At 70.7% G+C, this 10,717-nt stretch carries 9 protein-coding genes; 6 read left to right on the plus strand and 3 right to left on the minus strand.

Going from position 1 to position 10,717, the window contains the following annotated elements; translation table 11 throughout:
- Window positions 1–615: ABC transporter permease (locus IJH84_RS17010; protein WP_295146143.1), on the plus strand; the 615-nt coding region annotated here is incomplete at its 5' end.
- Between the two features lie 181 nt (window positions 616–796).
- Window positions 797–1,078, plus strand: coding sequence for a WhiB family transcriptional regulator (locus tag IJH84_RS17015; protein ID WP_295146161.1), 282 nt, complete (start codon window positions 797–799; stop codon window positions 1,076–1,078).
- A gap of 261 nt (window positions 1,079–1,339) precedes the next feature.
- Here IJH84_RS17015 and IJH84_RS17020 read toward each other — a convergent pair whose 3' ends face one another.
- Entirely contained in the window at window positions 1,340–2,983 is a 1,644-nt protein-coding gene (locus tag IJH84_RS17020) for a BCCT family transporter (RefSeq protein WP_295146147.1), read from the minus strand.
- 314 nt (window positions 2,984–3,297) lie between these two features.
- On the opposite strand from IJH84_RS17020, the gene IJH84_RS17025 reads away from it, so the two are divergent.
- From IJH84_RS17025 to IJH84_RS17040, 4 genes are read left to right on the plus strand one after another with little or no spacing between them, the layout of a single operon-like run.
- Complete coding sequence (locus IJH84_RS17025) at window positions 3,298–3,864, plus strand: thioesterase family protein (RefSeq protein WP_200070487.1); 567 nt, start codon at window positions 3,298–3,300, stop codon at window positions 3,862–3,864.
- A gap of 32 nt (window positions 3,865–3,896) precedes the next feature.
- Window positions 3,897–5,048, plus strand: coding sequence for an acyl-CoA dehydrogenase family protein (locus IJH84_RS17030; RefSeq protein WP_200070486.1), 1,152 nt, complete (start codon window positions 3,897–3,899; stop codon window positions 5,046–5,048).
- On the plus strand, window positions 5,048–7,129 hold the full coding sequence (locus IJH84_RS17035) for an acetate--CoA ligase family protein (protein WP_295146151.1): 2,082 nt from the start codon (window positions 5,048–5,050) through the stop codon (window positions 7,127–7,129). The genes IJH84_RS17030 and IJH84_RS17035 overlap by 1 nt, the downstream gene beginning before the upstream one ends.
- Complete coding sequence (locus tag IJH84_RS17040; protein WP_295146153.1) at window positions 7,126–7,920, plus strand: enoyl-CoA hydratase-related protein; 795 nt, start codon at window positions 7,126–7,128, stop codon at window positions 7,918–7,920. The genes IJH84_RS17035 and IJH84_RS17040 overlap by 4 nt, the downstream gene beginning before the upstream one ends.
- A gap of 100 nt (window positions 7,921–8,020) precedes the next feature.
- Here the strand turns inward: IJH84_RS17040 and IJH84_RS17045 are convergent, their stop codons facing one another.
- Window positions 8,021–9,556 (minus strand): AMP-binding protein, encoded by a 1,536-nt coding sequence (locus tag IJH84_RS17045; protein WP_295146156.1) that lies wholly within the window; start codon window positions 9,554–9,556, stop codon window positions 8,021–8,023.
- A gap of 92 nt (window positions 9,557–9,648) precedes the next feature.
- A complete protein-coding gene (locus IJH84_RS17050) occupies window positions 9,649–10,494 on the minus strand; it encodes a helix-turn-helix transcriptional regulator (RefSeq protein ID WP_295146159.1) in 846 nt (281 codons plus the stop codon).
- Between the last annotated feature and the right edge of the window lie 223 nt (window positions 10,495–10,717).

The following is a 10,717-nucleotide window of genomic DNA, read 5'->3' on the forward strand; positions in this document are numbered from 1 at the left end:
CGGGACGTGCTGGCGCGGCTCGCGCACGGCGCGGTGAGCACGCTCGCGACGGCGGGTGTCGCGCTGGTGGTCTCGGCGCTGCTCGGCGTGCTCATCGGCATCGCCACCGGGTGGAGCGCGGGTCGCGCGGCGCTGCTGGTGCGCTCGTTGGTCGACGTGGCCGTAGCGGTGCCGCCGTTGATCGTCGCGTTGGTGACCGTGCTGGTCGCCGGGCCGAGCACCGCGGCGCTGCTGCTCGCGCTGATCGCGGTGGGATGGCTGCCGTTCGCCCGCCAGGCCGACGCGTTGGTCGCCGAGTTGCGCACCCGCAACTGGGTGCTCGCGCACCGGGCGCTCGGGGCGGGCCGGGTGCGGATCTGGCGGGGGTCGATGCTGCCGTTCCTGGCTCCCGCGACCGGCGCGCTGGCCGGTGTGCGGCTGCCCGCGATGGTCAACACCGTTGCCGCGCTCGGCTTCCTGGGACTGGGACCGCCGCCGCCGAATCCCGAGTGGGGAGCGATGATCGCCGAGTCGGTCGAACACCTCTCCACCGCGCCGTGGCTGCTGCTCTCGCCGGTGGTGGCGCTGGTGTGCGTGCAAGTGCTCGTGGCGGCTTGGGGGCCGCAGAAGTCCTGATCGCGATTCCGCGCGTCACGCGCGGTTATGACGGGAACCACGATCCAATCAGGAACATCGATCGGGCCGCGACGCGTTGGCACTGCGGATTCCACGCGCTCCGCGTTCCGCCGACCCGCCGAGCGGGTTCACCGCGGGGCGCCGAATGCGCGAGCCAGCTCTGGAAGGAGGTGCGATGACGATGGCGCAGATGGATTGGCGGGACCGGGCCGCTTGCCTGGACGAGGATCCGGAACTGTTCTTCCCGATCTCCGAAATGGGGCCCGGTGCCGAGCAGGTGCGCCGCGCCAAGTCGGTGTGCGCTCGCTGCCCGGTGCGCGCCGAATGCTTGAACCACGCCGTGGAGAACGGCCTCGACTTCGGTGTCTTCGGCGGCACCACCGCCCAGGAGCGGCGGCGGCTGCCCGCCGGGTCGCGTCCGGAGGCCGCGGGCGAGCCGGGCGGGTTCGCCGAAGCGAGCTGATTCGGCCGGAACCGCTCCGGCCCCCGGAAACCGGGCAGCCGCGCCGGTGTCCGGGATGGTCCCGGCGATGCCTCGGGTGGTGCGGCTTTCGTCGGCGATGGGCAAGCACTTCGCCGAGATCAAGCGCAGGCTCGACGCGGCCCGATCAGCTGCCACGTCCTGATCGGCCACGCCCTGGCGAGCTAAGGGTGAGCCGGCGGCCGGCGCATTCGGAGTTGAGTCCGGAATGGACGCCGGCCGCCCGCGGAAAACCCCGCGAGGTCAGGTTCCTGCCTGCGGTGCACCGCTTTCCGACTGCGCCGCGACGGGTGCGGCGGACGCCGGGACTTCCGGCGAATCCCCGTTCGAGGGCGCGGAATCGTCCGCGGTCGAGGTCGTGCGGCTGAGCTGTTCGCGCACCTGCTGATCGGTGCTGAGCCATCGGTAGAACGACAGCATCACCGTGCCCAGCACGAAGATCAGCGGGAACGCGGTGATGACCGACAGCGTCTGCAACGTGTCCAGCCCGCCCGCGTACATCAGCACGATCGAGACCACCGCCAGCACCACGGCCCAGAAAACCCGGTGCCAGCGCGCCGGATCCGCGTCCCTGGGCAGTTCCTTCGAGGCGACCGTGGCCATCGTGTAAGCCGCGGAGTCCAGCGTCGTGGCCAGGAAGACCACCAGCAGCAGCACGAACACCCCGAGCACGAGGTCGCCGAGCGGCAACTGCCGGAGGGTGGCCATGATCCCGGCGGTGTCGCCCTGCTGCGCGACCAGGTCGGCGACCGGAACCAGGTTCTTGATCTGGTAGTACAGCCCGGTGTTGCCCAGCAGCGCGAACGCGAGCCAGCAGCCCGCGCTGCCTGCCAGGCACATGGCGCCGATCATCCCGCGGACGGTGCGGCCCTTGGAGATCTTCGCGGTGAACAGCCCGACGAACGGGGCGTAGGAGATCCACCAGCCCCAGTAGAAGATCGTCCACTGCTCCTCGAACCCGGACCCGCCGACCGGGTCGGTGTAGAAGCTCATCCGCAGCACGTTCTGCACCATCAGCCCGATGCTGTTGGTGAACGTGTCGATCAGGAACACGGTCGGTCCGGCGATCAGGATGAACGCGCCGAGCGCGCCCGCGAGCCACACGTTGAAGTCGGCCAGCCGCTTGAGCCCCTTGCGCAGCCCGAGGAAAACGCTCGCCCCGAACATGGCGGTCCACAGCACGATCACCCCGACGTCGAGCAGCGGCCCCGGCCGCAGCGGCGTGATCGAGCTGATCGCGTCGGAGACGATCGGGACTTCGAGCCCGAGCGAGGTTCCGGCCGCGCCGACCAGCCCGAAGATGAACAGCACGTCGATGAGCCCGCCGAGCCAGCCGTCGGCCCGGTCGCCGATCACCCCGCGGCACGCGTCGGACAACCGCAACGTGCGCTGCTTGCGCACGTGGTAGGCGTAAGCGAGGGCCAGCGCCGGGAGGCAGAACAGCGCCCACGCGGTGATGCCCCAGTGGAACATCGGGTAAGCGGCCGACCACTCGGCGGCTTCGGTGCTGCGCGGGGCCATGCCCATCGGCGGCTCGTTGTAGTAGTACGCCCACTCGATCACGCCCCAGTACATGATCCCGCCGCCGATGCCCGCGGTGAAGATCATCGAGATCCAGCTCAGCGTGGAGAACTCCGGCCTGTCGCCGGGGTCGCCGAAGGTGACCCGGCCGTAGCGGCCGGCCGCCAGCCAGATCAGCATCGCGGCGACCGCCGCGGCAAACCACAGGTACAACCAACCGAACTGCCCGGTGAGCAGGCCCAGCACCCCGTCCAGGGCCGCTTTGCCGCGTTCCGGGGCAACCGCGACCGGAACCACGATCACCGCGGTCAGCAGCAGGGAGAACCCGAAAACCCGTTTATCCAGCCGCACTTTCGTGTTCGGCACGTCGATGACGGAAGCACCTCCACCCTTCGCCGGTCCGCGCCCCGGACGGTCGTCCGGCGCGCACGCACCATGATCAACCGTTGCGATCCGGTTGATACGTCAGTCATTCGGACGAGTGGACACCTTCGCCGAAGTGTGCAACGCGGTCAAGTAACGGTGCGGAAAAGTTCGAACATCGCGTCCGGGTGGGCGCGATCGAGCGGTCGGTGGATCGCAACGGACGACCAGCTATTGCGATTATCGCAATGCTTCGCTAGCTTGAAGGCTGATCCGGAACCGAAGCGACCGCGAGTGGCGCGCGATGCGGAGCGAGCATGACCGAACACCGACAACGGGTGGTGACCCCGTACGAAGGCACGGGACACCGCCCGTGGGACGACGATGCGGAGATCCCCGCTCCGCTGCGGCTGCACGAGACCCCGGTCAGCCCGCGGTGGGTCGACTACAACGGCCACATGAGCGAGTCCTGCTACCTGCTCGTGTTCGGTGATCACTCGGATGCCTTCTTCCGCTACATCGGCATCGACGAGCAGTACCGGGAGCAGGGCCGCTCGCTGTACACGGTGCAATCCCACCTGCACAACCTGCGAGAGGTCGCCGAGGGCGAGCCGCTGGCGCTGTCGGTGCAGCTGCTCGACCACGACGCCAAGCGCGTGCACCTGTTCCACGAGATGCGCCACGGCGGCGACGGCGCCCTGCTGGCGACCGCGGAGCAGCTGCTGGTGCATGTGGACGCGACGCTCGGGCGATCCCGGGCCATGCCGGAGTTCCTGCAGCAGCACCTCGCCGCGGTGCACCGCGCGCACCAGGCGCTCGCCGTTCCCGAACTCGCCGGAAGGCCGATCGGGATTCCCCGGAAGAACCCGCAATCCCCGGACTGATCCGGCATCCCCTGGACGATTAAGGAGTAGCCGTGGACTTCGGCCTCACCGACGAGCAACGAATGATCGTGGACACGGTGCGTTCGTTCACCGCCGCGGAGTTGGAGCCCTACGAGGAGCAGGTGGAGCGCCTGGACCGAGTGCCGGACGGGGTGGCCGAGCGGATCCGCGACCGAGCCTTGCAGGCCGGTCTGTACGCCGCGAACATGCCGGAGGAGCTGGGCGGCGCAGGCTTGGACGCGGTGAGCATGACGCTGGTCGAGCGCGAGCTCGGCAAGACCAGCTACGCGTTGCAGTCGCTGGTCGCCCGCCCGAGCAACATCTTGGAGGCTTGCGAAGGCGAGCAGCGCGAGCGCTACCTGCTGCCCGCGATCCGTGGGCAGCGCCACGACTGCCTGGCGATGACCGAGCCCGGCGCCGGTTCCGACGTGCGGTCCATGTCCACCAAGGCGGTGCGCGACGGGGACGACTACGTCATCGACGGCACCAAGCACTTCATCAGCCACGCCGACGCCGCGGATTTCGTGATCCTGTTCGCCGCAACCGGAGTCGAGCGTCCCGGCCGCAACCTGATCACCGCTTTCCTGGTAGATCTGGACGCGCCTGGAGTCGAAGTGCGGCGCGGGTCTTCGTGCGTGTCGCACCGCGGGTACCACCAGTGCGAACTGTCCTTCGTGGACTGCCGGGTACCCGTGGCGCAGCGGCTCGGCGCCGAGGGGCGTGGCTTCGAGCTGATGAACGAGTGGCTCGGCGCCAGCAGGCTGAGCGTCGCGGCGACGAGCGTCGGACGCGGCAGGCGGGTGCTGGAGCTGGCCACCGAGTGGGCGGCGCAGCGCAACCAGTTCGGCGAGCCGATCGGGCGCAAGCAGGGGGTGGGCTTCCAGCTCGCCGACATGGCGACGGAGCTGGACGCGGCCGAGCTGTTGACGCTGCGCGCCGCGGCGAACCTCGACAACGGCGGGATGAGCGACCGCGATGCTGCGATGGCGAAGCTGTACGCGAGCGAGGCGCTGGCCCGGATCACCGATCGGGCGGTGCAGATCTTCGGCGGCATGGGGCTGATGGACGAGCTGCCCATCGAGCGCTTCTGGCGGGACGCCCGGGTGGAGCGGATCTGGGACGGCACCAGCGAGATCCAGCGGCACATCATTTCGCGTTCCATGCTGCGCCCGCTGGGGTCGTGATGGGGCGGCGGGACCTGCGGCGGCTGCTGGCGCCGCGGCACCTTGCGGTCTTCGGTGGGCAAGCGGCCGCCGAGTGCGTCCGGCAGTGCCGCCGGGTCGGTTACACCGGGCGGATCTGGCCGGTGCACCCGACGAGAACCAGCATCGAAGGCATACCGTCCTACCCGGACATCGCAGCGTTGCCCGCGGCACCGGATGCGGCTTTCCTCGCCGTGCGGCCGGAAATCACGGTGTCGCTGCTCGGCGAACTCGCCGAGCTGGGAGCGGGTGGCGCCGTGTGCCATGCCGCCGGATTCGGCGAACACGACGCGGACGGTGCCCGGCTGCAGCGCGAATTCGTCGCCGCAGCAGGGGAAATGCCGGTCATCGGACCGAACTGCATCGGCGTGCTGAACTACTTGGACGGCGTGGCGATGTGGCCGGACCAGCACGGTGGAGCCCAGGTGCAGGACGGCGTCGCGCTGATCACCCAGAGCGGCAACATCGCGCAGAACATCTCCATGCACCGGCGGTCGCTGCCGATCGCGCAACTGATCACCGTGGGCAACAGCGCGGTGATCGGTGTGGCCGAGCTGATCGAGTCCGCATTGGACGATCCGCGGATCACCGCGATAGGGCTGCACCTGGAGGACATCTCGGACGCTGCCGGGCTCTCCCGGGCCGCGTGCGCGGCCGCGCGGCGCGGAATTCCGATCGTGGTGCTCAAAACCGGCGGTTCCGAGCTCGGTGCGGCCGCGGCGCTGAGCCACACCGGTTCGCTGGCCGGGCCGGACGTGCTCTGCGACGCCTTCTTCGAGCACTACGGGATGGCACGCGTGCGCGATCCGGGCGAACTCGTGGAAACCCTGAAATTCCTGCACGTGCACGGCACGTTGCCGGGTGTGCGGATCGCTTCGGCGAGCTGTTCCGGCGGCGAGGCCGCGTTGGCGGCGGACCTGGCCGAGTCGGGCGGGGCGGAAATGCCGCCGCTGCCGGAGGAATCGGCGCAGCGGCTGCGCGAAGTGCTCGGTTCCCGGGTGTCGGTGCGCAACCCGCTCGACTACAACGCCTACATCTGGGGCCGGTCCGAGGAGCAGACCGAGTGCTTCACCGCATTCCTCGGCGGCGGATACGACGCGCACCTGCTGTTGCTGGACATTCCGCGGCAGGACCGGTGCGAACCGGAGCAGTGGGAGACCACTGTGGACGCTCTGATCGCGGCGCACCGCGCGGTTCCCGCCGTCACCTGCGTGGTCAGCTCATTACCGGAAGGGATTCCGGAGCCATTGGGCCGGCGGTTGCTCACCGAGGGCATCGCACCGATGCAGGGCCTGCGCGCCGCCGTCACGGCGATCACCGCGGCCGGGGCACTGCGGAAGGCGCACGAGTCGACAGGTGATGTCGCGCCGTTGCAGCCCGGTAATCCTCCGCCGGACGAACCGCAGCGACAGCTGGACGAGCGTTCGGGCAAGCGAGCGCTCGCGGAGCACGGCCTCTCCATCCCGGCGGGCCGGGTCGTCGACTCCCCGGAAGCAGCCGGGGATGCCGCCGCGGAACTCGGATTTCCGGTGGTCGCGAAGGCGCTTTCGCCGACCCTGGCGCACAAGAGCGAAGCCGGCGGCGTCCGGCTCGGGTTGCGCGAGCGCGAGCAGGTCGTCGGGGCGGTGCGCGACATGGCGCAGCTGTCCGGGACGTTCCTGATCGAGCGCGTGGTGCCGGATGCGGTGGCGGAACTGATCGTCGGAGTGCACCAGGACCGCTGGTTCGGCCAGGTGCTGACCATCGGCACCGGTGGCGTGCTGGTGGAGGTGCTGCGCGACTCGGTCACGCTGCTGACGCCGGTGACCGAGCAGCGCATCGAGACCGCGCTGCGGTCGCTGCGGGTGTGGCCGCTGCTGGCGGGATTCCGGGGCGCACCGGCGGCCGACGTGCCCGCGGTCGTCTCGGCCGTCGCCGCGATCGCCCGGTTCGCCGCTGAGCAGGCCGACCGGCTGCTGGAAATGGACGTCAACCCCCTGCTGGTGCTGCCCGCAGGCCGTGGCGCGGTGGCGGCGGACGCGCTGGTCAGGCTGGGCGGAACCGCGACGGAAGGTGCGCGATGAGCGGAAAGACCGACGAACCGCCGGTCCGGGTGGCCGTGACCGGCCCCGTGCTGGTGGTGACCCTGGACCGGCCCAAGGCCAACGCGATCGACGTGACCACCAGCCGCGAGCTGCACGCCGCGTTCGACCGGCTTCGGCGCGACGACGAGCTGCGCGCCGCGGTGATCACTGGCGGCGGGGACCGGTTCTTCTCGGCCGGCTGGGACCTGAAGGCCGCCGCGGGCGGGGAAGCGGTGGACGCGGATCACGGGCCGGGCGGATTCGCCGGGCTCACCGAGTTCTTCGACGTCGGCAAACCGGTGATCGCGGCGGTGAACGGCCTCGCGGTGGGCGGCGGTTTCGAACTGGCGCTGGCGGCCGACCTGATCGTCGCCGCGGAGCACGCGGAATTCGCGCTGCCGGAGACGGGCTTGGGAATCGTGCCGGATTCCGGCGGGGTGTTGCGGCTGCCCCGGCGGCTGCCGCGGCCGGTGGCCATGGACATGTTGCTGACCGGGCGGCGGATGGGCGCCCGGGAAGCCGAGCACTGGGGCCTGGTGAACCGCGCGGTCCCGGCTTCCGAGCTGCTCGACGAGGCGCGCGCGTGGGGCGAGCGGGTCGCGGCGTCGGCTCCGCTGGCGGTGGCCGCCGTTGCGGAGATCACCGCGGCCACCGAGGACTGCGGGGTCGAGGCCGGTTTCGCCCGGATGCGCGGACTGCCGGGCTACCAGCGGATGCTGTCCTCGCAGGACGCCGCGGAGGGCCCGCGGGCGTTCGCCGAGAAGCGGCGACCGCGCTGGTCCGGCAGCTGACCGGTTCCCGCCGAGCGGTCGGGTTTCCGCCGAGCGACCGGGCGTGCCGGGCACCGCTCTCCCGCGCCCGGCCGCCCGGGCTCCCGCCGCCCGGGCCGGATCAGTTGATCTGCCGGTCCGCGTCGCGCCAGAACGGTTCGCGCAGCTTGAACTTCTGCACCTTGCCGGTCGCCGTGCGCGGCAGCTCGCCGAGGAAGTCGACCCGCTTCGGGCACTTGTACCCGGCGAGGTGCTTTCGGGAGTGCGCGATGAGCTCCTCGGCCGTGGCCGCGTCCGCCGTGTCCGCCGAGCGCACCACCAGCGCGGTGACCAGCTCGCCCCACTTCTCGTCCGGGATCCCGATCACCGCCGCTTCGCGGACGCCCGGATGCGAGTTCAGCGCGTCCTCGACCTCGATGGACGACACGTTCTCGCCACCGGAGATGATCACGTCCTTCTTCCGGTCGGAAATGGTGAGGTAGCCCTCGGTGAACGTCCCGCCGTCGCCGGTGTGGAACCAGCCCCCGGCCTGCACCCTGGCGGTTTCCTCCGGGTTCTCCCAGTAGCCGTCGAGGTTCGTGTTCGATTGGGTCAGCACCTCGCCTTCGGAGTCGATGCCGACCCGCACGCCCAGCGCCGGAGTCCCGGCGCGGCCGAGCCGCGCGGCCTGCTCGTTCGGCGTCAGCTCGGCCCACTCGCTGCGCATCCGATTGACCGTCAGCAGGGGAGAGGTCTCGGTGAGCCCGTAGATCTGGATGAACTCCCAGCCCAGCTCGGCGCGGATCCGCTCGATGGTGCGCGTCGGCGGCGGCGCACCGGCGACCACGATCCGCACCCTGTCGCGCCCGGGCACCTCGCCGTCCCAGCTCTGCGCGGCGTCGAGCGCCGCGGAAACGACGGCGGGAGCCGCGCACATGATCGTCACGCCGTGCTGCTCGATGCGGCGCAGGATCTCGTGCCCGTCGACCTTGCGCAGCACCACGTGCTGCCCGCCGAGACCGGTGACGGCGTAGGGCATCCCCCAGCCGTTGGCGTGGAACATCGGCAGCGTGTGCAGCAGCACGTCGTTGTCGTCCAATGTGGTGTGCAGGCCGAAAACGGTGGCGTTGAGCCAAAGGTTGCGGTGGGTCAGCTGCACGCCCTTGGGTCGTGCGGTGGTGCCGGAGGTGTAGTTCAGCGTCGCGGTCGCGTTCTCGTCGCCCGCCCACGGAAGCGGCCGGCGATCACCGCCGAACACGTGCTCGTCGTCCTCGCCGAGCACGAACACGTGCTTCGCGGTGACCTCCTCCAGCAGCGGCCTGAGCTCGGGATCGACCAGCAGCACTTCCGCCCCGGAGTGCTCCACGATGTACTGCACCTCGGCGGCGGCCAGCCGGAAGTTCACCGGCACCAGCACCCGGCCCCAGCCGGAGACCCCGAAGAACGACGTCAGCAGCCGGGCGGCGTTGTGCGAGACGATCGCGACGCGGCCACCGGCGGGGACCTCCAGCGCGTCCAAGTTCGCCGCCTGCGCCCTGGCCCGGCGGGCGAGTTCGCGGTAGGTCAGCGATCCCCACGAGTGCGCGGGCTGGTCGGGTTCGTCGACCACTGCGACCCGGTCCGGGTACACCGTCTCCGCGCGGTCCAGGAAATCGCGGATGCCGAGGTCGTAGAACATGTTGGCCCCTTCGTCAGCACGGGCTGCTCTGCCCGACGCGCGCATCGTGCTCCGGGACCGGTTCCGGTACCACCCCACAACGGGGGTGTGCGTCACAGCAGGCCGGCCGACCGCGCCCGGTTCACGGCCTGGATGCGGTTGGTGACGCCGAGCTTGCGCATCGCGTGCTTGAGGTAGGACTTGACCGTGTTGGGCAGCAGCTCCAGGTGCGCCGCGGCTTCGTCGTTGGTGTGGCCGTCGGCGACGCAGCGCAGCACGTCGACCTCGCGCGGTGTCAGCTCGACGCCGGGCTCGGCGTGCTGCCCGCGCCATCGATCGCACAGTTCCAGCAGGCGGTTGCGGGAATCCTCGTCGCTGGTCCGGCCCGCGATGTCGAGCAGTTCGGCGTGCAGGTCATCGGAGTCGCCGGGCACCTGCCGCGCAGCCGTGCCCCGTCCCGAGCCCGCGACCTGCTGCGGAGCCGCGACGCGGCGGCGGACCTCTTCCTCCACCTCGATGTCCCGCTCCAGCCGCGCGGCCACCCCGGCGGCGGCCCGCAGCGTGCGGTCACCGAGCGAGGTCTGCTCCCGGGTCGCCGCGTAGAGCACCGCGCGCGTGGCGGCATCGACGCGGACCGGGATGGCGAGCATCGCCCGCAGCTGCTCGGGCTCGACGGCGCGGTCGTACTTGTGCGTGATCCCGCGCGCGTGCAGGTAGTCGACGACGGTCGACGGGCGCTCCAGCGCGACGGCTTTGCCACCCAGCCCCGCACCCGTGTCCACGCGCAGGTGCTGCAAGGAGCGGGTCCGGGTGCCGCCGAGCTGGTCGATCAGCAACGCGCGGTCACCGCCCACGGGCCCGCCGAACACGACGGGCAGGCCGGTGGCGGTCGTGAGCTGCCGCAACGCGCCGGTGACCAGCGGACTGTTCGCGAGCGCGAGCTTGCACCGCTGGGTCATGGGCAGCACCTCCCGGAACATGCGAGCACCGGCCGCGGACCACGGCTGGGAGGTGAGATCTTGCACCAAGCGAGGGTTCGCACGCGACCCCGCGCAGCATCCTGCTGCTCCGTGCGCGGGCCGGTGTTGCCCCGCTCAGCCGTGCCGTGCACACGGCGGATGCCTTCGTCGAGGTCATGAAATCCAGCACGTGTTCGTCGCTGCTAGCGACTGCATGACGCAC

Source organism: Saccharopolyspora sp. (genome assembly GCF_017434145.1).
Classification (GTDB): domain Bacteria; phylum Actinomycetota; class Actinomycetes; order Mycobacteriales; family Pseudonocardiaceae; genus Saccharopolyspora_C; species Saccharopolyspora_C galaxeae.

Excerpts from the sequence above, each read along its gene's own strand:
- IJH84_RS17015 (WP_295146161.1), top strand. The coding sequence starts at position 797 with ATGGCGCAGATGGATTGGCGGGACCGGGCCGCTTGCCTGGACGAGGAT.
- IJH84_RS17025 (WP_200070487.1), top strand. The coding sequence starts at position 3,298 with ATGACCGAACACCGACAACGGGTGGTGACCCCGTACGAAGGCACGGGA.
- IJH84_RS17035 (WP_295146151.1), top strand. The coding sequence starts at position 5,048 with ATGGGGCGGCGGGACCTGCGGCGGCTGCTGGCGCCGCGGCACCTTGCG.
- IJH84_RS17040 (WP_295146153.1), top strand. The coding sequence starts at position 7,126 with ATGAGCGGAAAGACCGACGAACCGCCGGTCCGGGTGGCCGTGACCGGC.
- IJH84_RS17045 (WP_295146156.1), bottom strand. The coding sequence starts at position 9,556 with ATGTTCTACGACCTCGGCATCCGCGATTTCCTGGACCGCGCGGAGACG.
- IJH84_RS17050 (WP_295146159.1), bottom strand. The coding sequence starts at position 10,494 with ATGACCCAGCGGTGCAAGCTCGCGCTCGCGAACAGTCCGCTGGTCACC.